Annotated in this window: 21 protein-coding genes; 5 read left to right on the top strand and 16 right to left on the bottom strand. The window is 63.9% G+C overall.

Annotated features, from left to right (window positions below):
* Nucleotides 1–131: 131 nt before the first annotated feature.
* Both ACWTU9_RS26005 and ACWTU9_RS26000 read right to left on the bottom strand, forming a co-directional pair.
* Entirely contained in the window at nucleotides 132–539 is a 408-nt protein-coding gene (locus tag ACWTU9_RS26005) for a carboxymuconolactone decarboxylase family protein (RefSeq protein WP_455860807.1), read from the bottom strand.
* Between the two features lie 134 nt (nucleotides 540–673).
* Nucleotides 674–2,107 (bottom strand): DHA2 family efflux MFS transporter permease subunit, encoded by a 1,434-nt coding sequence (locus ACWTU9_RS26000; RefSeq protein WP_455860806.1) that lies wholly within the window; start codon nucleotides 2,105–2,107, stop codon nucleotides 674–676.
* A 112-nt stretch (nucleotides 2,108–2,219) separates the two neighbouring features.
* Here ACWTU9_RS26000 and ACWTU9_RS25995 point away from each other — a divergent pair, with 112 nt between their 5' ends.
* Both ACWTU9_RS25995 and ACWTU9_RS25990 read left to right on the top strand, forming a co-directional pair.
* A complete protein-coding gene (locus tag ACWTU9_RS25995; RefSeq protein WP_455860805.1) occupies nucleotides 2,220–3,221 on the top strand; it encodes an ornithine cyclodeaminase family protein in 1,002 nt (333 codons plus the stop codon).
* Complete coding sequence (locus tag ACWTU9_RS25990) at nucleotides 3,218–4,699, top strand: HAL/PAL/TAL family ammonia-lyase (RefSeq protein ID WP_455860804.1); 1,482 nt, start codon at nucleotides 3,218–3,220, stop codon at nucleotides 4,697–4,699. The genes ACWTU9_RS25995 and ACWTU9_RS25990 overlap by 4 nt, the downstream gene beginning before the upstream one ends.
* Before the next feature lie 24 nt (nucleotides 4,700–4,723).
* On the opposite strand, the gene ACWTU9_RS25985 is transcribed toward ACWTU9_RS25990, so the two are convergent.
* From ACWTU9_RS25985 to ACWTU9_RS25930, 12 genes are all read right to left on the bottom strand, one after another.
* Nucleotides 4,724–5,527 (bottom strand): 3-methyl-2-oxobutanoate hydroxymethyltransferase, encoded by an 804-nt coding sequence (locus ACWTU9_RS25985; protein WP_455860803.1) that lies wholly within the window; start codon nucleotides 5,525–5,527, stop codon nucleotides 4,724–4,726.
* A 76-nt stretch (nucleotides 5,528–5,603) separates the two neighbouring features.
* Nucleotides 5,604–6,692 (bottom strand): fatty acid desaturase family protein, encoded by a 1,089-nt coding sequence (locus tag ACWTU9_RS25980; RefSeq protein ID WP_455860802.1) that lies wholly within the window; start codon nucleotides 6,690–6,692, stop codon nucleotides 5,604–5,606.
* A 21-nt stretch (nucleotides 6,693–6,713) separates the two neighbouring features.
* Nucleotides 6,714–7,628 (bottom strand): sugar phosphate isomerase/epimerase family protein, encoded by a 915-nt coding sequence (locus ACWTU9_RS25975; protein ID WP_455860801.1) that lies wholly within the window; start codon nucleotides 7,626–7,628, stop codon nucleotides 6,714–6,716.
* A gap of 57 nt (nucleotides 7,629–7,685) precedes the next feature.
* A complete protein-coding gene (locus ACWTU9_RS25970) occupies nucleotides 7,686–8,774 on the bottom strand; it encodes a Gfo/Idh/MocA family protein (protein WP_455860800.1) in 1,089 nt (362 codons plus the stop codon).
* Nucleotides 8,775–8,880: 106 nt separating this feature from the next.
* Nucleotides 8,881–9,945 (bottom strand): ABC transporter ATP-binding protein, encoded by a 1,065-nt coding sequence (locus tag ACWTU9_RS25965; protein ID WP_455860799.1) that lies wholly within the window; start codon nucleotides 9,943–9,945, stop codon nucleotides 8,881–8,883.
* Nucleotides 9,945–10,733 (bottom strand): ABC transporter permease, encoded by a 789-nt coding sequence (locus ACWTU9_RS25960; protein ID WP_455860798.1) that lies wholly within the window; start codon nucleotides 10,731–10,733, stop codon nucleotides 9,945–9,947. The genes ACWTU9_RS25965 and ACWTU9_RS25960 overlap by 1 nt, the downstream gene beginning before the upstream one ends.
* The gene (locus ACWTU9_RS25955) at nucleotides 10,733–11,602 is read right to left on the bottom strand and encodes an ABC transporter permease (protein WP_455860797.1); all 870 of its coding nucleotides are present in this window, start codon (nucleotides 11,600–11,602) and stop codon (nucleotides 10,733–10,735) included. The genes ACWTU9_RS25960 and ACWTU9_RS25955 overlap by 1 nt, the downstream gene beginning before the upstream one ends.
* A 64-nt stretch (nucleotides 11,603–11,666) precedes the next feature.
* Nucleotides 11,667–12,728 carry an ABC transporter substrate-binding protein gene (locus ACWTU9_RS25950; RefSeq protein WP_455860796.1) on the bottom strand — a complete coding sequence of 354 codons (1,062 nt, stop codon included), beginning with the start codon at nucleotides 12,726–12,728 and terminating at the stop codon, nucleotides 11,667–11,669.
* Between the two features lie 40 nt (nucleotides 12,729–12,768).
* A complete protein-coding gene (locus tag ACWTU9_RS25945; protein ID WP_455860795.1) occupies nucleotides 12,769–13,737 on the bottom strand; it encodes a PfkB family carbohydrate kinase in 969 nt (322 codons plus the stop codon).
* The gene (locus ACWTU9_RS25940) at nucleotides 13,734–14,768 is read right to left on the bottom strand and encodes an ADP-ribosylglycohydrolase family protein (RefSeq protein WP_455860794.1); all 1,035 of its coding nucleotides are present in this window, start codon (nucleotides 14,766–14,768) and stop codon (nucleotides 13,734–13,736) included. The genes ACWTU9_RS25945 and ACWTU9_RS25940 overlap by 4 nt, the downstream gene beginning before the upstream one ends.
* A gap of 3 nt (nucleotides 14,769–14,771) precedes the next feature.
* Nucleotides 14,772–15,497: a GntR family transcriptional regulator gene (locus ACWTU9_RS25935; RefSeq protein WP_455860793.1), complete on the bottom strand. Its 726-nt coding sequence runs from the start codon at nucleotides 15,495–15,497 to the stop codon at nucleotides 14,772–14,774.
* A gap of 147 nt (nucleotides 15,498–15,644) precedes the next feature.
* The gene (locus ACWTU9_RS25930; protein WP_455860792.1) at nucleotides 15,645–16,415 is read right to left on the bottom strand and encodes an IclR family transcriptional regulator domain-containing protein; all 771 of its coding nucleotides are present in this window, start codon (nucleotides 16,413–16,415) and stop codon (nucleotides 15,645–15,647) included.
* A 113-nt stretch (nucleotides 16,416–16,528) separates the two neighbouring features.
* Between ACWTU9_RS25930 and ACWTU9_RS25925 the strand changes: the two genes are divergently transcribed.
* The 3 genes from ACWTU9_RS25925 to pcaF are packed head-to-tail and all read left to right on the top strand — an operon-like array spanning nucleotide 16,529 to nucleotide 19,378.
* The gene (locus tag ACWTU9_RS25925; protein ID WP_455860791.1) at nucleotides 16,529–17,386 is read left to right on the top strand and encodes a CoA transferase subunit A; all 858 of its coding nucleotides are present in this window, start codon (nucleotides 16,529–16,531) and stop codon (nucleotides 17,384–17,386) included.
* Nucleotides 17,383–18,171: a CoA-transferase subunit beta gene (locus tag ACWTU9_RS25920; RefSeq protein ID WP_455860790.1), complete on the top strand. Its 789-nt coding sequence runs from the start codon at nucleotides 17,383–17,385 to the stop codon at nucleotides 18,169–18,171. The genes ACWTU9_RS25925 and ACWTU9_RS25920 overlap by 4 nt, the downstream gene beginning before the upstream one ends.
* 1 nt (nucleotide 18,172) lies before the next feature.
* Entirely contained in the window at nucleotides 18,173–19,378 is a 1,206-nt protein-coding gene (gene pcaF / locus ACWTU9_RS25915; protein WP_455860815.1) for a 3-oxoadipyl-CoA thiolase, read from the top strand.
* A gap of 13 nt (nucleotides 19,379–19,391) precedes the next feature.
* Here the strand turns inward: pcaF and pobA are convergent, their stop codons facing one another.
* Both pobA and ACWTU9_RS25905 read right to left on the bottom strand, forming a co-directional pair.
* A complete protein-coding gene (pobA, locus tag ACWTU9_RS25910; RefSeq protein ID WP_455860789.1) occupies nucleotides 19,392–20,564 on the bottom strand; it encodes a 4-hydroxybenzoate 3-monooxygenase in 1,173 nt (390 codons plus the stop codon).
* A complete protein-coding gene (locus ACWTU9_RS25905) occupies nucleotides 20,564–21,616 on the bottom strand; it encodes a 3-carboxy-cis,cis-muconate cycloisomerase (protein ID WP_455860788.1) in 1,053 nt (350 codons plus the stop codon). Before ACWTU9_RS25905 ends, pobA begins: the two co-directional genes overlap by 1 nt.
* Nucleotides 21,617–21,619 lie beyond the last annotated feature (3 nt).

Genomic DNA, 21,619 nt, shown 5'->3' with positions numbered 1-21,619 from the left:
GCAAAGCCTCCACAAAACTGAACTGACCGCTCGGCTTTGTCGTCATCGCAAAATCCCCGTTTCAAAACAGGGAATCATATCCACCCAATTTTGCAACAGTCCCACAAGGGGAGAAGGGAAAAGCGCCGCGCTTACTTCACCTCGAATTCCGCATCCACCGGGATCTGCATTGCCGTCACCAGATGGTTGGTCTGGCCGGCGAGCCCGATGATCGACACCAGCTCTCCGTGCTGCACATCGGTCATGCCTTTGGCGCGTGCCGCGGCCGTGTGCGAATGGACGCAGTAGGAGCAGCCATTGGCAGTCGACACGGCGATGTAGATCATTTCCTTGGTCAGTGGATCGATGGCGCTTTCGGTGGCCATCACCACCTTTACCTGCTCCCATGTCCGTTTCAGCAACACCGGATCATTGGCCAGCCCGCGCCAGAAATTGTTGACGAAATCGGATTTGCGCGTCGCACGGATATCGTCGAAGACGGCTTTGACCACCGGGATTGTCTCCAACTCATCATCGCTGAGCAGTCTTATGGCGGCCATGATGTGTCCTTTCGTTTGGATCATTCAGCAAGCGGGTGAATCAAGGCGTGAGCAAACACGGCTAATCTCTTTGCCGCACTTTGAATTTGCCCCCGTCCAGGCAACGAATTATTCCACGACCGTCGGTCTCGATCTCAACCCCGCGTCGCGTGCCCCGAAACCTCCGCGCCCGCAGTGGGCGGCAGCGCGAGGAACCGCAATGCCGCGACCAGCCCGATGACACCGATCACCAGGAAGGCGATGCGAAAATCGACGAGGTCGAGCGCCGGCCGGTCCCTGGCGATCTGCGACAGGTTGAGGATCGCCGCCGCGACCGCGACGCCGAACAGCATCGATATCTGTTGAAGCATGGAGGACAGCGTTGCCGCCGAGCTGCGCTGCACAGCGTCGATATCGGCGAAGGCCAGCGTGTTCAGCGCCGTGAACTGCATCGAGCGCGACAGGCCGGCGACCAGCATCAGCGCCACCGCCAGAGCCTGCGGTGTGTCAGGGGAGATCGCGGCGCAGGCCATGATAGCGACCGAGGCGATCAGGCCGTTGACGACCATCACTGTGCGGAACCCGAAACGCCGCAGCGTCGGCGTCGTCACCGTCTTCATGCCGAGATTGCCGAGGAAATAGGCCAGGATCATCAACCCTGCATCGACCGGGGAAAGCCCGAAGCCAACCTGGAACAGCAGCGGCAACAGGAACGGTGTGGCGTTGATCGCCACCCGGAAGATGGTGCCGGCGGCAAGCGTGGAGATGGCGAAGGTCTGCACCTTGAATGAGGAGAGATCGAGCAGCGGATGCGGCGCGCGCCGGAGATGCCGCACCGCCAGCCAGCCGATGACGATACCCGCCGCAATCAGCAGCACCGTCGGCAAGGCGCCGCCCTCCGGATGCGCGATGCGTTCCAGGCCGTAGAGCAGGAGCGCGAGCCCCAGCGATGTCAGGAAAAATCCCGGCCAGTCCAGTGGTTTGGGATCGGCCTCGCGGTCACCCGGAATGAAGCGCGCAACCAGCGCCAGCCCGATCAGCCCGAGCGGGATGTTGATGAAGAAATTCCAGTGCCAGGAGAGATAGGTGGTGATGAAGCCGCCAAGCACCGGCCCGACGACAGGCGCAAACAGCGCCGGCCAGGTGATCAGCGCCGTGGCATTGAGCAATTCCGACTTCGGCGCGTTGCGCAGCACAAGAATGCGGCCGACCGGCGTCATCAGCGCGCTGCCAAGGCCTTGCACGACGCGGGCGGCAACGAATTGGGCAAGGCTCTGCGAAAAGCCGCAGGCAAGCGAGGCAAGCGTGAACAGCACGATCGCCAGTAGGAAAATGTTGCGCGCGCCAAAACGGTCGGCGAGCCAGCCCGACAGCGGCACGAACACCGCCATGGTCAGCATGTAGGCGGTGATGCCGATGCTCATCGCCACCGCCGGCACGCCGAAGGACTCTCCCATCTGCGGCAGCGAGGTCGAGATGATTGTCGAGTCGAGCAATTGCATGAAAAAGGCGATGGCGACGATCAGCGCCACGCGCCGCGCATTGCTGGCGGTGGCGGCCGAGGCCTCGGTGTCGGGAACGGCAGTCATGACGAACCGCGTTCAACAGCAAATGGCTGGCCCAGTCCAGAGCTTATCCAACAAACTTCCGTGTCGGCGCGCGGCCTGTTATGGATTAGCGCCTTAGCGGCAAGGAACCTGCATGAAGCCGATCTATATCGACTACCTCAATGCCCTCGATATCGAAGCCCTTGAGATGACCGACGGCGAAATCATTGCCGCCGTCGAGGCCGGGCTTGTCGCGCAAGGCAACGGCCAGACAGTGATCGAGCCGCGAGTCCATCTTGAACCCGACCCATCCTTCCACGGCCATTTCAACGTGCTGCGCGGCTATGTCGCGCCGCTCGATGCGGCCGGCGTAAAAATCGTCGGCGACTATGTCGACAATTACCTGCACGGCCTGCCCTCGGAATTCGGCATTCTGAACCTGTTCGATCCGCGCACCGGCACACCGCGCGCCATTCTCGACGCCACCGTCATCACCGACATGCGCACCGGCGCAGTCACCGCCATCGGCGCCAAGCATCTGGCGCGCAAGAACTCGAAGGTTCTGGCTCATATCGGGGCGCGCGGCACGGCCTACTGGAACGTGCGCCTGCTCGATCATCTCTTCGACTTCGACGAGATCCGCGTCCATTCGCGCCGCCCCGAAAGCCGCGACGGTTTTGCCGCCAAACTCTCGGCCGATCTCGGCAAGACGGTCGCGGCGGTCGGCGACTGGGAGAGCTGCGTCAAGGGCGCCGACATCGTCGTCGAGGCCTCGCGGCTTTCGGAGCCGCAGCCGCTGCTCAAGACCGAATGGATAAAGCCCGGCGCGTTCGTCGTGCCTTATGGCACGATGAGCGCGGTGGAGATATCACTGACCGACATCATGCAGAAAATGGTCGTCGACGATTGGGGCCAGTGCAAGGGCGGCAAGTTCGGCTCGTTGCGCGCCCATGTCGAGACAGGCAAGCTGAGCGAAAAGACACTGCATGCCGAGCTCGGCCAGATCGCCGCCGGCCTGAAAGCCGGGCGCGAAAGTGATGACGAGACGATCCTGTTCTGGCATCGCGGCCTGTCGCTGTCCGACATTGCGCTGGGCAAGGCGATGCTTGCCAAGGCCGCTGGTAAGGGAATTGGCCAGAGGCTGCGCTTCGCATGAGCGCGCTCGTCCTCAACGGCGTCGGCATCAGCGTCGAGGACGTCGCGGCGGTTGCCCGTGGCGGTCGCAAGGTCGAGGTTGAGCCCGCCGTCATCGAGAGGCTCGACAAGGCCCGCAAGGTGCTCGACCAGGCCGCCGCGTCCGGCCAGCAGATTTACGGCCTCAACACCGGGCTCGGCGCCAATCTCGGCGCCACGGTCGAGGGCGATGGCAGCGCCTTCCAGCGCCAGTTGCTGGAAGGGCGCAGCGGCGCCGTCGGCGAACCCTTGCCGCAAGAGGCGGTGCGGGCGACCATGCTGGCGCGCGCCGCGATGTTCTCGGTTGGCGGTTCAGGTATTTCGCCGGCGGTTTTGACCGCCCTTGTCGACGCGCTCAATGCGGGCGTGCATCCTGTGATGCCGTCTCTAGGTTCAATCGGCGCCGGCGACCTGCTGCTGATGACCGCGATAGCCCGCACGCTGATTGCGGAGGGCGAGGCCGACTACCAAGGCCGGCGCATGCCTTCGGCAAAGGCGCTGATGATGGCGCGGTTGGCGCCGGTCAGCCTGGCGCCAAAGGACGGACTGTCGTTGATCAACGCTTCGGCGGTCTCGACGGGCGCCGGGGCGCTGGCGCTCGTTGATGCCCTCTCAGCCTTTGAACAACAGCAACAAGCCGGCGCACTGACGATGGAGGCACTTGGCGCTAACCGCACCATCCTCGATCCGCGTCTGCATCTGGCGCGGCCGGCGGCCTGCCAGCAGCTTGCGGCAAAGGAGCTACGCGATCTGCTCGCCCGCGACGAGCAGCCGCCGCCCACCACCTTGCAGGATCCGCTTTCGGTTCGCTGCATGCCGTCGATACACGGCGCGCTGATCCAGGCGATCGACAATGCAAGGCTTGCGGTAGAAATCGAGCTCAACGCGGCAGCCGACAATCCGCTGGTACTCGGAGAGGACAATCTGGTGTTGTCGACCGGCAATTTCCACACGGCGTCAATGGCACTCGCTTTCGAGACGCTTGGCCTCGCCATCGCGCAGGCCTCAGCCGCAACGGCCGCACGCTTCGTCCAACTCACCGGCTCTGGCCGCAACGGCCTGCCCAAGTATTTGTCGCCAATCGGCGGCGCGTCCGCCGGCTTCGTGCCGCTACAAAAGACAGTCACGGCGATCCTCGCCGCCATCCGCCACAAGGCCAATCCCGTGATGCTCGACTTCCTTCCGGTCTCGGAAGGCGTCGAGGACCATGCGACACAGACGCTGCTCGCTGTTACGAAATGCTCCGGCATGATCGCCCTGTGGCGACGGTTGATCGCCTTTGAACTGATGGCGGCAGCGCAGGCGGCCGATTTGCGCCAAGGCCTGACGCTGGCGCCGGCGACAGGAGTCATCCATGCGGCGGTGCGCGCGCACGTGGCGAGCCTTAGGGAAGACAGGCCGCTCGGCCCGGACGCCGAGCCGCTTTACGCCTCGCTCGCCAACGGCGGTTGGCGGGCGTAACAGCGACCAGCCAGATCGGCGAGTTCAGGCCTTTTCATCCACCCTTTTCATGAACTGGCTCAGCTCGGCCGGGTCCATGCGCACGATATGCTTGTCCTCCGGATACGCGCCGCTGTTGACGTCGGCGACATATTCGGAAAATGCCGCCACTCGTTCCGCCTGCAGCCGGTCATACTCGGCGGCGAAGTTGCGATAGACCTTGGAATGACGCGGCATGTGGCCCCGGTTCTGGCCGAGAATGTCGTCGGCAAACAGATATTGCGCGTCGCAGCCGGTGCCGGCCCCCATCGAAAGCATGATTAGCGAGGTGCGTTCCGAGATTGCCTTGGCGACCTCGACCGGCACCACTTCGATCTCGGCGCCCAGCGCACCGACGGCCTCATACTGCTTGACGGCCTCGAAGATCTGCATGGCGGTGTCGGCGGTCTTGCCGACCGCCTTGAAACCGCCGGTCCAGGTGGCGCGGGAAGGAATGAGGCCGACATGGCCGATCACCGGAATCGCGTCGTCTGCCAGCCGCTTCACGGTGGCGAAGCCGGCGCTGCAATAGACCGCATCGGCGCCTGCCTTGTAGAGCCGGAACGCCCAGCGCAGGAAATCGTCCGCCGTGCCGATCTCATAAAAGTTCTCGCCCGGCATGGTGAACAGGCTGGGGGCGGCGTCGCGGTATTGCGGATTGAGCACCAGCTCGGGCGGCACCGAGACGATGTCGGCCCCCGCCCGCTCGGCAGCCTCGGCCTCATCCATGGTCAAGACGCGCAGCATGGTCAGCTGGCGCTTGCCCTTCATGGCGCGCAGATCGGCGACGGTCGGTCTTTTTCTGCCCATCAGGATGCCCCTGTTTGCTGGAATTGATCCTGCCCACCTTACCGGCCACGTGACAGGCCGGATAGAAGGCAGGTGACTACTCGGCCGCCGCCGACATATCGACCTCGTGGAACTCGCCGCGATAGGGCCGCGCCGTCGGCGGCAATTCGCGCTTGAGGAAATAATCTTCGTATCGCAGCTGCTTCAACAGAACCGGCCAGACCTCGCGATAGGCATGCCACATCGACGGGTTCGCCACCGGCAGATCGTGCTTGATCAGTTCGTGCAGCTTCGGCAGCGCATGATAGGGCACCATCGGGAACATGTGGTGTTCGACGTGATAATTCATGTTCCAGTAGATGAAGCGGCTCACCGGGTTCATGTAGACGGTGCGGGTGTTGAGCCGGTGGTCGACGACGTTGTCGGCGAGCCCGATATGCTGCAGCAGGCCGGTCAGCACCATGTGCCAAGTGCCATAGAGGCGCGGCAGACCGATCAGAACCAGCGGCACCCACGACCCCAGCGCGATCGCCAAAGCGATCGCCGCGGCATACACGGCCATGTGCCAGCGCGCCGCGGCGATGGCCTTGGCTTGCTCCGTCTCCGGGATGTAGCTCTTCTCGTCGTCGGACAATCTGCCGAGCGCCTGTCGCGCCAGCGTCGGCAGCGAATAGCGGAAATCGAGAATTCCAGTGAAGGCGAGCGCCGCCTTGAGCAGGTCGGGTGGCCGCATCACAGCTATCTCGGCATCGCGGCCAACGATGATCGTGTCAGTGTGGTGTCGGGCATGGCTCCAGCGCCATTGTACTGGATTGCGCACCACCATGAACGAGGCAATCTCGTAGATGACATCGTTCATCCAGCGCGTCCGAAACGCCGTTCCGTGGCCGCACTCATGCCAGCGCGAGTCGCTCGACGAGCCATAGAGCACGCCATAGACCAGCAGGAACGGCGCCACCCACCATGTCCCCCAGAACCAGATGATACCGGCCGCCGAGCCAAGGATCGCGGCGACCCAGATCACCGTGTCGCGGATTGCCGGCCCGTCGGAGCGCTGCATCAGCTCCTTCATCGCCTTGCGCGGCACATCCGTGTGATACCACTCGGCTGAAGCCAGCCCGGTCTCGATGGCCCGGCGGGTGCTTTCGCCGACCAGGCTGTAATCGCGCTTTGTCTTGGCGGCCATCGTCACCTCCTCGCCTGATCCTCAGAGACCGTTGGCGCGGAATTTCCCGTCGAGGAATGTCTTCGCGCGCGGCACGTCGTCCTCGGTCAGATGCTCGATGATAACAGGAATGTTCGGGTGCTTTTCGCTGAGCCGCTTCAGATAGAGATCGTAGTTCAGTGAACCGAGACCCGGCGCCGGCAATTCGATCTCGCCGACGCCGCGAAAGGTCAGCCCCTCATGCGCGTCGGCATCGCCGATGTCGGCATGCTTCTCCGTCTTGTCGCTGCCTGAGCGCTTCACATCCTTGGCATGCGCGATCCTGATCTTGTCGGTCAGCGTGTCGAACACCTGGTTCAGCACCTGATCCATGCGGTCGATGTTGTGCGCCTCGAAATAATTGGTCGGGTCCATCAACAGGCCAAGGCCCGGATGGTCGACCTGCGCGAACATCTTCACCGTCTCCTCGACCGAGCCGACGACATTGTTGACATAGGTTTCGAGCAGGAACACCGCCCCATGGTCATAGGCGGTCTGGGCCAGGTCCGAGATCACCCCGCGGCATTCCTCGAACCCCTCCTCGGTCTTGTTCTTGGGGTGATGCACCCAGTCGGATTCGGTGTTGTAGGTGCCGGTCTCTGAGATCACATAGGGCGAGCCGAAGTCGCGCGCGTTGCGGATGATCTCCTTGAGATAATCGACGCGCTTTGCGCGCTCGGCTTTATCAGGGTGGATGATGTTGGTGTAGCCGGAGATACAGCAGACCGGGAGATTGTGGTCGCGGAACGTGTCGCGCACCTTTCTGGCCTTATCCCTGGTGATCTGCCCGGCCGTGAGATCGATATCCCTGAAATGCATGTCGAGCTGCACCGTGTTGAAACCGAGCCCGCGGATGCGTTTTGCGGCCTCGGCGAGCTCATAGGGGAAATAGCCGGTGAAGATCCCTGCCTGCATCATGATGTGAACTCCTCCCGGTAAGCGATTCAGCCGCCACGCTATTTGGCGGCAAGACGTTCAGTCGATCGAGATCTCGGACAGTTTTACGGTGCGGCCTTCCGCCATCGACCGGTAGCCGGCCTCGACCAGTGCCATCGTCTTGACGTTGTCCGCGACCGATAGCGCCGGAGGCGTTCCTGTCTTCACCGCATGCTGCAATTGCTCCATCACGCCGATAAAGGCGTGCGGAAACCACATCGTGTTCCAGCTTGGACTCACCCACTCTCCACCGGTCGTCTCCGTCGAGGCATAGGTCAGAGTCGAGGCCACGCCCTTCGGCCAGCCGATCGTACCCTTGGCGACACCCTTGGTGCCGTCGACGCGCCAATTGATGTGCTGGTCGTCCTTGTAGCCGGCCTGGCGCGGGCCGGACCAGACATCCTCCAGCGACACGGCGAGCACGCCGGATGGAAAGCGCAGCGTCGAGACGGTGATGCCGTCGGAATGGTCGAATGCCGTGCGCGGGTCTTTGCGCGTCAGCGTGGTGATCTCCTGGGGATAGCCGAACAGGAAGCGCAGCACGTCGAGATGATGCACGCTCATATTGGCGAGGGTCAGACGATCATAGTCCGCCAAGAATGTCTGCCAGTGCGGGATCGCATGCATGTCGATCTGCGCGAAGACGATCTCGCCCAGCGCGCCGCTGTCGATGATCTGCTTCAACACGCGCATCGACTGGTCGTAGCGCATGTTCTGGTTGACCGAGAGGATCTTGCCGGATCTTGCCGCTTCGTCGCGCAGCTTCACCGCTTCCTCGACCGACAGCGCCAGCGGCTTCTGCGCCAGGATCGCCTTGATATGCTTCTGCTTCAGCGCATGACGGATCAGAGCCGGCTGCTGGTCGGGCGGAAAGGCAAGGTCGACGATCTCGACCCCGGGATATTCGATCAGCTGTTCCGGCGTGTCGTGAACGACTGGAATGCTCCAGCGCGTCGCCACCTTCTCGGCGCTGGCCTTGGTCCGCGAGGCGATAGCCACCACTTGGAAACCGGCCTGCGCATAGGCGGCGAGATGGCATTCGGCCATGATCATGCCGGCGCCGATACAGCCGATCCGGTATTCGTTGGTGCGAACCCTTACATCCGGCTCGAAACCCTGGCCTGCCATCCATTCCCTCCCTTGGAGGGCAGGATATAACGCCATGGCCGGTGGATCAGCCAAGGTCCGCTCCATCAATTCCCATCAGAACCGGTGCGGCGGCCGATGGCGCGGACTAGCTCCCGGCGATCAGCACCGTGCTTTCCGGCGACCAGCTGAGCACCACATCCTGGCCCTCGGCCAGCCGCTCGAGGCCGGTGTTCTGCACGATGACCTTCAGCGTCTGGCCGGCGCGCTCGACGAAATAGGTACTGTTGTTGCCGGCGAAGATGCGCTTGGAGACCTGGCCCTTGAGCCGGTTTGCATTGCCATCGAAAATCCCCGCATCGGTAGCGATGCGAATGCGCTCCGGCCGCACCGCGCAGCTCGCCTTGGCGCCGGCTGCAAGCGTCGCGCCTGCGCCGGCAGCAATCGCCGTGCCGTCCGGCAGGCGGATGCCGTTGCCGGTCGTGTCGCCGCGGAAGATGTTGGCGTCACCGAGGAAGGTGGCGGCGAATTCGCTCTTCGGCCGGTCGTAGATCTCCTCCGGCGGCCCTTCCTGCACCAGCCTGCCATCCCGCAATATGCCGATGCGGTCGCTCATCGTCAGCGCCTCCTCCTGGTCGTGGGTGACGAAGATGGTGGTGATGCCGATCTCGCGCTGGATGCGCTTCAGTTCGATCTGCATGTCGACGCGCAGCGCTTTGTCGAGCGCGCCGAGCGGCTCGTCGAGCAGAAGCACGCGCGGCTTGGTGACGATGGCGCGCGCCAGCGCCACGCGCTGGCGCTGGCCGCCGGAAAGCTGATGAGGGCGACGGCCGCCGAGCGTGCCCAGTTGCACGAGGTCGAGCGCGCGCTGCACCTCCATCGCGATTACCGTCTTGGCTTCGCCGCGCACCGACAGGCCGAAGGCAACATTGTCGGCAACGCTCATATTGGGAAACAGCGCGTAGTTCTGGAACACCATGCCGATCCGCCTTTTCTCAACGGGCACGCGTTCCACACTTTCGCCGCCGATGGCAATGCGGCCAGAGTCGGGAAAGTCGAAGCCGGCGATCTGGCGCAGCAGCGTGGTCTTGCCGCTGCCCGAGGGTCCGAGCAGCGCGTAGAAGCCGCCATCGGCAAAGTCGATGGAGACATCGTCCAGCGCCTTGTGCGCGCCAAAGCTGCGCGAGACGTTCGATACCTGCACGCCGGCCATTATTTCTCTCCGCCGAATTTGAAGAAGCGTGCCGTGAGCAGCATCAGCGCCATCGACACGACAATGATGATGGTCGAGACCGCATTGATCTCAGGCGTAAAGCCCTTGCGGATGGCGGCATAGATTTCGACCGGCAGCGTCGTCTGCCCCGGCGTCGCCAGGAAATAGGAAACGACGAACTGGTCGAACGACACAGCGAAGGCAAACAGCCCGCCGGCGATGACGCCCGGCATGATCCACGGCAGCGTGACGCGGGTGGTCACCTGCCACTGGTTGGCACCGAGCGAGCGCGCTGCCTCTTCAAGTTCCGGCGCGAAAGTCTGCAGCCGGGCAGAAACGACGACGATAACATAGGGCAGCGCTAGTGCGACATGGCCGAGCAGGATGGCGAACAGGCCACGGCCGATGCCAACGCCGAAGAAGAAGATCAGCATCGCCGTGCCGGTGATCAGCCACGGAATGGCGATCGGCGGGAACAGCAGCGCCTGCAAAAGTTTCTTGCCGCGGAAGTCATAGCGGTAGAGCGCCAGCGATGCCGCCGTACCCAGCACCACGCAAATGAGGGTGGTGATGATTGCGATCTCGAGGCTATTCCAAGTCGCCGCGATCAGCTGGTCGTTCTGCCACAGCGATGCATACCACTCCGTCGTCCATTCGAACGGCAGTTGATAGAAGGGCGAGACGTTGAACGACATCAGCGCCATGATGATGATCGGCAGGTAAAGGAAGGCGAGCAGTAGCCCGACATAGAAGCGGCCAAATCCTTCGAGGATGCGTGTCGTCATCATTACGCGGCCCTCCTCAGCACCGGCGAGGCAACCGCCAGTATGACCAGCACGACCGCCAGCAGAATGAAGGAAAGCGCCGCTCCGAGCGGCCAGTTGAACACGGCGACGAACTGGTCCTCGATGACCGTGCCGTAGAAGGTGCCGGTGCGGCCACCCAGAATGCGCGGCTCCATGAACGAGCCGACGACCGGCACGAAGATCAGCGCCGCGCCGGCCACCAAGCCGGGCATCGACAGCGGGATGATCACCCGCTTCAGCACCTGCAGCCGCGAGGCGCCGAGCGAGCGCCCGGCCTCGATCAGCGAGTCGTCGATAGCCTGCAGCGTGAGGTAGCAGGTCAGCACCATATAGGGCACGTAGGAGTGCACCAGACCGATGATGACGGCCGGATAGGAATACATGAGATCGATGTTGATCCTAAACGGCAGCACGGCGTTCAGCGCCGTGTCGAGGATGCCACCCTCGCGCAGCACCATCGCCCAGGAGAAGATTCGCACCAGTCCGTTCGACCAGAAGGGCAGGATGACCAGCAGGAAGATCGCCTCGCGGCTGCGGCCCTTCAGAACCTTGGCCAGCACATAGGCGGCGGGATAACCGATGACGATGCACCACAGCGTGACTTCGAGCCCGAGGCGTAGCGAAGCTAGCAGCAGCGTCAGATACAGGCTCTGCGAAAAGAAGGCGGCATAGTTGCCAAGCGTGAACGCCCACGGCTTTCCCGACAGCGGCAGCTCGGTCATGAAGGAGAAGAAGACCATAGCCGACAGCGGCAGGAAGATCGCCAGTGTCAGCCAGAGATAGGCCGGCGCCAGCAACGGCAAGGCCGATCTCAGCCCGCTGCGCGACGCGATCGCGCCCTCTACTGCCATGCTACCCTCCTCCCCAGGATGGAACGGCCGGCCGACGCGAACCGCCGGCCGGTTGGACGGTCTCTTACTTCACGTCGACCTTGAGCTGCTGCCACAGCGCCAGATAGGCCTCGCGCTGGGCGTCGGTGACCGGCGCCTGGAACTGGATGCGCTTGGCGACTTCGGGGCTGCCCATGACCTTGCGGTTGAAGGCATCCTCCGGCAGCGCTTCCACCGCCTTGGTGTTGGCCGACACCGGCGCGCCGACTTTGGTGACCCATTCGACATAGAATTTCGGATCGATCATCCAGTTGATGAAAGCCTGGGCGCCATCGACATTCTTCGACCCCACCGGGATCGAGAACGCGTCGAGCCAGGCGACGGCGCCTTCCTGCGGAACAACCAGCGAGACGGGCAGCTTGAAATGCGTCTTGGCTCGATCGGCCGAACCGCTCCAGTAGGTGCCGATGTCGATCTGGTTGGAGGCGACCATCTGGTTCCAGTCGTTTTCCGAGCTCCAGAAGGTCTTGATCTGGGGCATCAGCGACGTCAGCTTCGCCTTGACCGCTTCCATATCCTTGATGTCGTTGATGTTCTGGCCGGTGGCGATGGCGCCGAACTGCACCGCCTCGACGGCGTCGTCGCGGATGACGACGCGGCCCTTGTGCGCCGGATCCCACATTTCGGCGATCGACGTCGGCGCCTTATCGAAGGACTTTTCGTTGATGGCGAGCGCGGTCAGGCCCCACACCCACGGCACGCCGTAGACCTTGCCGTCATGGTCGAGCATCGGCGATTGCGCCTTGTCCTTGCTGATGTCGGCATAGTTCGGCAGCTTCGACACGTCGATCGGCTGGATCAGCTTTTCGGCCATCGCCTGGTCGTTGAAGGCGGCGTTGATCATGACCACGTCGTAGAGGCCGGGATTGGTCCGGATCTTGGTCAGCATTTCCTGTTCGGAATTGAAGAAGTCGTTGATGACCTTGTTGCCGGTCGCCTTTTCGAAAGCCTCGATGGCCCACGGCTCGTCGGCGCCGTAACCCTTCCAGTTGAGCACGTGGACGTCCGCCGCACTGGCGGCCAGCGTGAGCGTGGAGGTGATGACGGCGGTCGCCGCAAGCATCAAGTTCAGTCTGGGCATACGCATGTTCGTTCCTCTCATTGTTTGCCCGCTTGGCGGGGCTTGTTTAGGCCTCTTGCCTCCGGCCATGCGCGGTCGCGGAGCGGCCGTCATGGCGCAGGAATTCCTGGATCTCCCGATCGGTCGGCGCCGACGACCCGCCATGGCGGGTCACCGAAAGGGCTGCCGCCGCGTTGGCGTAACGTGCAGCGTCGAATGGTTCGAAACCGCGCGCCAGCGCGCTGAGGAAAGCGCCGATATGGGTATCGCCCGCGCCATTAGTGTCGATGGCATCGACCTTGAAGCCGGGAATGGTCCGTAGTTCGCCGCTGGTCAGCCGCACGAAGCAGCCCTTGGCGCCGGCGCGGATGACAACGCCTGCGGCCTTCGGGCAATGGCTCGAAAGCAACCGGACGGCCAGCGTCCCGACATCACCCTGCCCGGCGATCTCGGCTGCTTCCCTGGTGTTGCAGCTTAGCCATGTCGTGCGGGCAAGCACCCGGTCGAGAATGGCACGCGGAATGTCCGCGATGACAGGTGTCGGATCGAAGACGAAGGGAATATCCGCCGGCATCGCCTCGATCCAGTCCGCCAGCGCGTCGCGGCTGCCGGGATAGCTCAGCGTGTAGCCCGAGGTGAACACCCAGTCGCCGGACGCAACGACAACGGGCGCCATCATGGCGATGCTGAGGACACTCTCCGCGCCAGGCCACGAAACAAAGGTACGCTCGGCATCCCCCGAGATCATGGCGACGCAATTGCCGGTGTCCATGATCGGCGAAGGTGGCGTCAGCGTGTCGATGCCTTCGCGAGCGAAGGCTGCCCGCAGAAAATCACCATTCGGTCCGCTGCCGAGTTGGCCACCGAACACCACCGTCATGCCGGTGCGGCGAGCCGCGACAATCATATTGAAACCGCCGCCGGCGACCTGCTCGAAGCTCGACGCCGTCTTCTCGCTCCCTGGCGCCGGCAAGGCGTCGATGCGGTAGACATAGTCGACCACCGCGCTGCCGATATGAACCAGGCGCCCGCTCATGCCGCAGCGTCCTTGCTGGCCTTCGCCATGCGCGCCGCGACGAGGTCTTCGGCAAGCGCGCGCACCTCGGCGATGTCGATGCCGACAAGCCTCGCAATGTGTTTTGGCGGCAGCCGCGAAAGGCCAACGCAGGCGCCGGCCATGCCTGCGGCGATGGCGCCGATCGTGTCGGTGTCGCCGCCGAGATTGGCGCTGATGACGGCCGCCTTCCAGGGATCGCCTTTGGCGACTTCAAGGACCGCAAAGGCAGCGGGAACCGATTCCTGGCTGGCGACGCCGGTGCCGACGAGGTCAGTGATCAGCCCGATCGCATCGCGCATTGTCTTGCCGCGCACCAGATCCTGCGCCCAGACAATACGCGCGGCGATGTCGCCGCCGGTCACCCAATGGCCAAGCTTGCCCCCTCGCCGAGCCGCCCCAACAGCGCTGTCGGATGCGGCGCGCCAGTCGCCGCCGGCAACGCCACGGCTGATCGCGGCAGCGACCGCCGCGGCCGAGGCAATAGCGATCGACGTGTTGTGCGTCGCCCGGCAGGTCTCAACCACCTTAGCAACAAAAGCATCCAGCGGCTCCAGCGGCATCATGATGCCGACCGGCGCGATGCGCATCGCCGCGCCATTGGTGTCGCCACGGCTTCCCGCCTCTTCCGGCGCAACCCCATCATTGATGGCGTCGATGGCCCGCTTGGTCGACGGTCCCAACAGATCGTAACTGCCGCGCGCCTTGACCTCGCGCTCCCAGTCGAGCAGCGCATTCACCCAGCGCGTGTGATCGAAGCGGTCGCCGGACTCGACCAGAATGCGGCCAAGCAGCAACGCCTGCTCGGTGTCGTCGGTGATGGTGCCGGCCACCAGTCCCTTCGACACAGGATGGTCGGCGAAGGGCGCCACAAAATCCTCGACATGGCCATGAAGCTCGGCAATGCGGGCCGGCGACAGAAGCTGCGTCGGCATGCCGAGCGCATCGCCCAGCGCGCCACCGACAAGCGCACCCATGGCGCGATCGAGAATGGCTTTGGTGTTATCCGCCATCGCTCAGAACCTCATATGCAGCGCGAAATGCGCCGGGTTGAGCAGGCTGGTGACGTATTCGATCGGCCGCTCGTCGGCCGCGCGCGTCAGCCGACGGCCGCGCAGGAAGGGCGTGCCTTGCGGACAGCCGAGTATGGCGGCGTCCTCGGCACTGAGCATTTCGATATCGACCCATTCCTCGCCATGGTCGGGAATGAGGCCTGCGCCGCGCAGCGTCTGGTGCAGCGAACCTTCGCGCAGACCGCGCAGCGGCACATCCTCCAGTTCGGGCGACAGCGGCAGGCGGCTGCGCTCGATGGAAATGGCATGGCCGTCGCTGGCATTGGTGCGCACCCGGTCGACGGCAATGAAGGATGGGCTGTCTATGCCGAGCAGCGCCGCAAGCTCGGCATCCTCGATCACTTCGAGCCGCAGCGTGCGCGTCTCGGCATTGGCGCCGGCATCGGCCAGTGCCCGTGACCAGCCGATGGCGTCATCGACGGGCTTGCCGTCGAACGTCACGAAGGAGCCGATACCGACCTTGGTGGTGATCAGCCCCCGGCTGGACAGTTCCTCCAGCCCCTTGCGGACCGTGTTGCGGCTGACGGAAAAGCGCTGGACGAGTTCATTCTCGCTTTGCAGGCGGTCGCCGAAGCCGAGCACGCCGGAGCGGATTTCATGTTCGAGAACAGTGGCGATCTGCTCGGGCTTGCCCGTGCCGGGAGACAGTTGAACCGATCGCCGCGCCATATATGCACCTGTTCAATGAACCTGTATAATCCTGTTCAATATTGGACTTTGGGCGAGCGGTCAACGGTATATTTTGTTTCACGCATATGCTCTGCCGCTCGCGAGGCCGAGACGGAGCGGGGCAAACGTCAGACGACTGCCAGCCCCTCAGACGAAGAAGAATTCCTCGACGCGCTGCTTGGCCTTCCGCAGCGCCGGCAGGATATCCCGCTCCATCTCTGCCACCGAAAACCGCGCCGACTGGGTCGACATGTTGATTGCCGCCACCGTCCGCCCGGATCGGTCGGCAATCGGCACGGCAATCGAGCGCAGGCCGAGCTCCAGTTCCTCATCGACGATGGCAAAGCCATCCACCCTCGCCACGTCGATCGCCTTGCCAAGTGCTGCGCGGCTGGTGATCGTCTTCGGGGTCCGCCGCTCGATCCTGGCCCCGGCAAGGAAGGACTTCAGTTCGTCCGCGCCAAGGCCGGCAAGCAGGACGCGCCCCATCGAGGTGCAATGCGCCGGCAACCTGGTGCCGACATCGAGCGATACGCTGAGGATGCGACGGCCGGGTATGCGCGCGACATAGACGACTTCCTCGCCAGACAGCACCGCCGCGTTGCAGGCCTCATTGAACTGGCCCGCCAGCTCACGCATGATCGGCGCAGCAAAAGTCCATAGCGAAGCGCCGCCAAGCCAGGTGCGAACGACCGTGAGCAGGCGTGGCGATAGCGAGAACAGCCGGCCGGCTTGCGTCGCGTAACCCGTCGCGGTCAACGTCAGCAGAAATCGCCGCGCGCCGGCGCGGGTCAGCCCCGCCTCCTCCGCCATCTCGGTAAGCGTCAGGCCCGCCGGATGCCTGGCAAGGATCTCCATGACCGCAAGGCCGCGTTCCAGCGAACCGACATGGTCGCGCGAAGTTCCCTCATCGTCCATGCGGCCTCCACGAAACAATGCGTCCCATTGACTCGACGCGGCGATTTGGGATAAAAGTATCACATATAAAACAAATGTTCGCAATACGAACTTTTCGAGCCCGGAGTTTCTTGATGGTCAAATTCCTGCCGCTCAAACAGGCTGTGGCCGAGAACCTGCACGATGGCGATGCGGTTGCGTTCGAGGGCTTCACACATCTGATCCCGACGGCGGCGGCACATGAAGCGATCCGCCAGAGGTTTCGCGATCTCACCCTGATCCGCATGACCCCCGACCTGATCTACGACCAGATGATCGGTATGGGCATGGCGAAGAAAATCATCTTCTCTTATGTCGGCAATCCCGGCGTCGGCCTGCTGCGCCGCGCCCGCGACGCCATCGAGAACGGCTTTCCCCGCTCCATCGAGATCGAGGAGCACAGCCATGCCGGCATGGCCAACGCCTATGAGGCTGGTGCGGCCGGCCTGCCCTGCGCGGTGTTTCGTGGCTATCGCGGCGCCGGGCTGACAGCGGTCAATCCCAACATCAAGTCGGTCACCTGCCCGTTCACCGGTGAAGCGCTGGCCGCTGTTCCGTCGATCCGCCCCGACGTCACTTTCATCCATGCCCAAAAGGCCGACAAAAAAGGCAATGTGCTGGTTGAAGGCATTATCGGCATCCAGAAGGAAGCAGTGCTGGCGGCCAAACGCGCCGTGGTGACGGTGGAGGAGGTGGTCGACAATTTCGACGACCTGCACCCCAACCTGACCGTGCTGCCGCGCTGGACGATCGCTGCGATCTCAGTGGTGCCCGGCGGTTCGCATCCCTCCTACACGCACGGCTATTATGCGCGCGACAACGCCGCCTATCTCGAATGGGACGAGATCGCCGCCGACCGGGAGAAATTCCAGACCTGGATGCAGGCCAATGTCATTGAACGCACGGCCGACGATTTCGCGGCCCGTGTCGAGCATCTGAGGAGCGCGGCATGAGCGGCTTCACCCCCAACGAGATGATGACGATTGCCGCCAGCCGCGCGTTGAAGAACGACGATGTCTGCTTCGTCGGCATCGGCGCGCCCTCGGCCGCCTGCAACGTCGCGCGGCTGACGCATGCGCCCGACATCACGCTGATCTATGAAAGCGGCACGATCGGCACCGCGCCCGACGTGTTGCCGCTGTCGATCGGCGACGGCGAACTCTGCGACACCGCCGTCACCACAGTCTCGGTGCCCGAGATGTTCCGCTACTGGCTGCAGGGCGGGCGCATCTCGATAGGTTTCCTTGGTGCCGCCCAGCTCGACAAGTTCGGCAACATCAACACCACCGTCATCGGCGACTATGCGCACCCCAAGACCCGCCTGCCCGGTGGCGGCGGCGCGCCGGAGATCGCCACCTCGTCGAAGGAGATCTACATCACCATGGCGCAAACCAAGCGCGGCATGGTCGAAAAGATCGACTTCTTCACCTCCTTCGGCCATGGCGACGGCGGCGATCATCGCCAGCGCCTCGGCATCGACACCGCTGGACCGACGCTGCTGATCACAGACCTTGCCATCTGGAAGCCAGACCCGGTGAGCAAGGAATTCACGGTCGTGTCTCTGCATCCCAGCGTCACCCGCCAGCAGGTGCAGGAGACCTGCGGTTGGGTGGTGAAATTCGCCGACGCACTTGAAGAGACGCCGGCGCCGACCACGCTTGAGCTCACGACATTGCGCGACTTGCAGGCCCGCACCAAGGCGGCGCATGAAGGAAGCGGAAAAGAAAAGGCTGCATGACATGGCCGAGGCCTTCATCTGCGACTACATCCGCACCCCGATCGGCCGCTTTGGCGGTTCTCTGTCCTCGGTGCGAGCCGACGATCTCGGCGCCATCCCGCTGAAGGCACTGATCGAGCGCAATTCCGGTATCGACTGGCAGGCTATCGACGACGTCGTCTACGGCTGCGCCAACCAGGCCGGCGAGGACAACCGCAATGTCGCGCGCATGTCGCTGCTTCTGGCCGGACTGCCGAAAGAAGTGTCAGGCTCGACCGTCAATCGTCTCTGCGGCTCCGGCATGGATGCCGTCAGCATAGCTGCCCGCGCCATCAAGTCAGGCGAGGCCGAATTGATGATCGCCGGCGGCGTCGAATCGATGAGCCGCGCCCCCTTTGTCATGCCCAAGGCCGAGACGGCCTTTTCGCGCCATGCCGAAATCCACGACACCACCATCGGTTGGCGTTTCATCAATCCGCTGATGAAGGCGCAATACGGCGTCGATTCCATGCCAGAGACCGGCGAGAATGTCGCCGAGCATTTCAAGGTGTCGCGCGCCGACCAGGATGCCTTTGCCGTACGCAGCCAGGACAAGGCCGTCGCCGCCCAACTCAATGGCCGGCTGGCGAAGGAGATCACCCCGGTGACCATCCCGCAGAAGAAAGGCGATGGTGTAGTCGTCTCCAAGGATGAACATCCCCGCGCGGGAACCACGGTCGAGTCGCTGGCGAAATTGCCGACGCCGTTCCGCCAGGGCGGCACGGTCACCGCCGGCAACGCGTCGGGCGTCAACGATGGCGCCGCAGCGCTGATCATCGCCTCGGAAGCAGCAATAAAGAAATACGGCCTGACACCGATCGCCCGCATCCTCGGCGGCGCTGCCGCCGGCGTGGCGCCGCGCATCATGGGCATCGGGCCCGCGCCGGCGACGAAAAAGCTGTGTGCCCGCCTCGGCCTGACGCCGCAGCAATTCGATGTCATCGAACTCAACGAAGCCTTCGCCTCGCAGGGCATAGCCGTGCTGCGCCAGCTCGGCATCGGCGAGGACGCGGATTACGTCAATCCCAATGGCGGCGCCATTGCGCTTGGCCATCCGCTCGGCATGTCGGGCGCCCGCATCACCGGTACCGCGTCGCTTGAACTGCGCGAGCGCGGCGGCCGCTATGCGCTGGCCACCATGTGCATCGGCGTCGGCCAGGGCATCGCAGTGGCGCTCGAGCGGGTTTGACGGCTTCCACCGATCAATAGGGCAGCCCGACATAATTCTCCGCCAGCGCGGTCGACGCCGCCTGCGAATGCACGAGATAGTCGAGCTCGGCCTCCTGGATGCGCTGGCCGAACTCACCCGTGTCGGGAAATCGGTGCAGCATCGTGGTCATCCACCAGGAGAAGCGCACCGCCTTCCAGACCCGCGCCAGCGCTTTGGCTGAATAGGCGTCGAGCCCCGCAGTTGATTTCTCCAGATAGAATTCGCGAAGCCCGGCAAAGAGATAGCGCACGTCGCTGGCGGCGAGGTTGAGCCCCTTGGCGCCGGTCGGCGGCACAATATGGGCGGCGTCGCCAACCAGGAACAGCCGGCCGAAGCGCATCGGCTCGGCGACGAAGGAGCGCAACGGCGCGATCGATTTTTCGAAGGACGGGCCGGTGACGACGGCGGCAGCGGTCTGTTCCGGCAGGCGGCGGCGCAACTCATCCCAGAAGCGGTCGTCGCTCCAGGCTTCGACGCTCTCATCGACCGGGACCTGCACATAGTAGCGGCTGCGATGGGTCGAGCGCATCGAGCACAGCGCAAAGCCGCGCTCGTGATTGGCGTAGACCAGTTCGTGATCGGCCGGCGGAACCTCCGCCAGCACGCCGAGCCAGCCGAACGGATAGGTCCGCTCGAAGGTTTTCAGCGCGCGCTCGGGCGCCGATTTGCGGCTGACGCCGTGATAGCCGTCGCAGCCGGCGATGAAGTCGCAATCGATGCGATGGCTGACGCCGTCCTTGTCATAGGTGACGAAAGGCGCCTCGCGGTCGAAACCGTGCAGCGCGACATTTGCCGCCTCGTAGACGGTGACCAGCCCCGCCGCCTTGCGTTTGTCCATCAGATCATGCGTCACTTCGGTCTGGCCATAGACGGTGACGTGTTTGCCGCCGGTCAATGCCGTGAGATCGAGCCGGTGCAGGCCACCGCCGAAGGCGAGCGAGATGCCGGCATGCGGCAGGCCCTCGGCGTGCAGCCTTGCCGCCGCGCCCGCCTCTTCCAGCAACTCGACGGTGCCCTGTTCGAGCACCCCTGCCCGCACACGGCCAAGCACATGCTCACGGCTCGAACGCTCGAGGATCACCGTCTCGACGCCGATGCCGCTGAGCAGCTGGCCGAGCAGCAGGCCGGACGGTCCCGAGCCGACAATGACGATTTTTGTGCGCATCAGTGGCCGAGGCTTTCGATCTGTCCGGAAAGTTCTGCGGCAAGCCGCAAGGCAGCCGCGGTCGCGACCGCCATTTGCGGCAGGAGCAGCCATTCCAGCGTCCAGGCAGCGCCCGAGCGCTCCTGCTCGTGCACCAGCGCCTGGTGCATGCCGGAGAGCTGCGTGGCGTTGAAACGGGCGAGTGCCACCAGCGCTTCCGCCTTCACCGGGTTCTGCTTGTGCGGCATGGCCGACGAGCCGCCGCTGCCGGACAGTTTGATCTCCGCCCCCGCCTGCGCCATCAGCGCAACATCCTGGCCGAACTTGCCGAGGCTGCCAGTGACAAGCGACAGCCAACCTGCGAACTCGGCGAGCGCATCGCGCTGGCTGTGCCATTGCGGCGCGTCGCCAAGGCCGAGCTTTGCGGCAAGCGCCGCGCGCACCGCAGGTCCCTGGTCGCCGAGCTTTTCCAGGGTGCCGGCGGCGCCGCCAAATTGCACCACAAGCAGGCGCCCGGATAGCTCCGACAGTCTTTGCTGATGCCGTTGCAGCGGCGCACGCCACGCCGCAGCCCGGTCCGACACTTTTATAGGTATCGCCGGCTGCATCCGCGTCATGGCGGTCAACGCCCTGCCGCCAAAACGCTCTTCCAGTGCTGCCAGCCGCACAATGTTTTCGGTCAGCAGCAGGTCGAGATGTTCGATCATCCGGCGCAGCCGAAGCATCAAACCTGTGTCGATGACATCCTGGCTGGTTGCGCCGAAATGAACACTTGCGTCGTGCGGCGCCCCGACTGCTGCCTTCAACTGGCGCACCAGTTCGGGAACGATCACGCCGTCCTTCGCCACCCCGGCCCGCAACCGCGTGGTATCCGGCTTGTAGGACAACAGGACAGACACGATCGCCGCCGCGGCATCCCTGCCGATGATCCCGTTTTCGGCTTCCGCTTCCGCCAGCGCGCGCTCGAAATCGAGCATGGCGGCGATTTCCGCATCGGCGGAGAAATGCCGCGCCGCCTCCTCGTCGCCGAGCAGGCCGGAGAGCAGCGGATGGTCGAAGGGCGATACGGTCATGTC

The sequence above is a fragment of the Mesorhizobium sp. 128a genome, from assembly GCF_053848025.1.
Note: the sequence above shows the minus strand (reverse complement) of the source record. Positions and strands in the feature narration are given on the sequence as shown.

Excerpts from the sequence above, each read along its gene's own strand:
- ACWTU9_RS25935 (WP_455860793.1), bottom strand. The coding sequence starts at position 15,497 with ATGGCGCGGCGATCGGTTCAACTGTCTCCCGGCACGGGCAAGCCCGAG.
- ACWTU9_RS25995 (WP_455860805.1), top strand. The coding sequence starts at position 2,220 with ATGAAGCCGATCTATATCGACTACCTCAATGCCCTCGATATCGAAGCC.
- ACWTU9_RS25990 (WP_455860804.1), top strand. The coding sequence starts at position 3,218 with ATGAGCGCGCTCGTCCTCAACGGCGTCGGCATCAGCGTCGAGGACGTC.
- ACWTU9_RS25920 (WP_455860790.1), top strand. The coding sequence starts at position 17,383 with ATGAGCGGCTTCACCCCCAACGAGATGATGACGATTGCCGCCAGCCGC.
- ACWTU9_RS25965 (WP_455860799.1), bottom strand. The coding sequence starts at position 9,945 with ATGGCCGGCGTGCAGGTATCGAACGTCTCGCGCAGCTTTGGCGCGCAC.
- ACWTU9_RS25950 (WP_455860796.1), bottom strand. The coding sequence starts at position 12,728 with ATGCGTATGCCCAGACTGAACTTGATGCTTGCGGCGACCGCCGTCATC.
- pcaF (WP_455860815.1), top strand. The coding sequence starts at position 18,173 with ATGGCCGAGGCCTTCATCTGCGACTACATCCGCACCCCGATCGGCCGC.
- ACWTU9_RS25980 (WP_455860802.1), bottom strand. The coding sequence starts at position 6,692 with ATGGCCGCCAAGACAAAGCGCGATTACAGCCTGGTCGGCGAAAGCACC.
- ACWTU9_RS25960 (WP_455860798.1), bottom strand. The coding sequence starts at position 10,733 with ATGATGACGACACGCATCCTCGAAGGATTTGGCCGCTTCTATGTCGGG.
- ACWTU9_RS25975 (WP_455860801.1), bottom strand. The coding sequence starts at position 7,628 with ATGATGCAGGCAGGGATCTTCACCGGCTATTTCCCCTATGAGCTCGCC.
- ACWTU9_RS25930 (WP_455860792.1), bottom strand. The coding sequence starts at position 16,415 with ATGGACGATGAGGGAACTTCGCGCGACCATGTCGGTTCGCTGGAACGC.
- ACWTU9_RS26000 (WP_455860806.1), bottom strand. The coding sequence starts at position 2,107 with ATGACTGCCGTTCCCGACACCGAGGCCTCGGCCGCCACCGCCAGCAAT.
- ACWTU9_RS25955 (WP_455860797.1), bottom strand. The coding sequence starts at position 11,602 with ATGGCAGTAGAGGGCGCGATCGCGTCGCGCAGCGGGCTGAGATCGGCC.
- ACWTU9_RS25985 (WP_455860803.1), bottom strand. The coding sequence starts at position 5,527 with ATGGGCAGAAAAAGACCGACCGTCGCCGATCTGCGCGCCATGAAGGGC.
- ACWTU9_RS25925 (WP_455860791.1), top strand. The coding sequence starts at position 16,529 with ATGGTCAAATTCCTGCCGCTCAAACAGGCTGTGGCCGAGAACCTGCAC.
- ACWTU9_RS25905 (WP_455860788.1), bottom strand. The coding sequence starts at position 21,616 with ATGACCGTATCGCCCTTCGACCATCCGCTGCTCTCCGGCCTGCTCGGC.
- pobA (WP_455860789.1), bottom strand. The coding sequence starts at position 20,564 with ATGCGCACAAAAATCGTCATTGTCGGCTCGGGACCGTCCGGCCTGCTG.
- ACWTU9_RS25945 (WP_455860795.1), bottom strand. The coding sequence starts at position 13,737 with ATGAGCGGGCGCCTGGTTCATATCGGCAGCGCGGTGGTCGACTATGTC.
- ACWTU9_RS25970 (WP_455860800.1), bottom strand. The coding sequence starts at position 8,774 with ATGGCAGGCCAGGGTTTCGAGCCGGATGTAAGGGTTCGCACCAACGAA.
- ACWTU9_RS25940 (WP_455860794.1), bottom strand. The coding sequence starts at position 14,768 with ATGGCGGATAACACCAAAGCCATTCTCGATCGCGCCATGGGTGCGCTT.
- ACWTU9_RS26005 (WP_455860807.1), bottom strand. The coding sequence starts at position 539 with ATGGCCGCCATAAGACTGCTCAGCGATGATGAGTTGGAGACAATCCCG.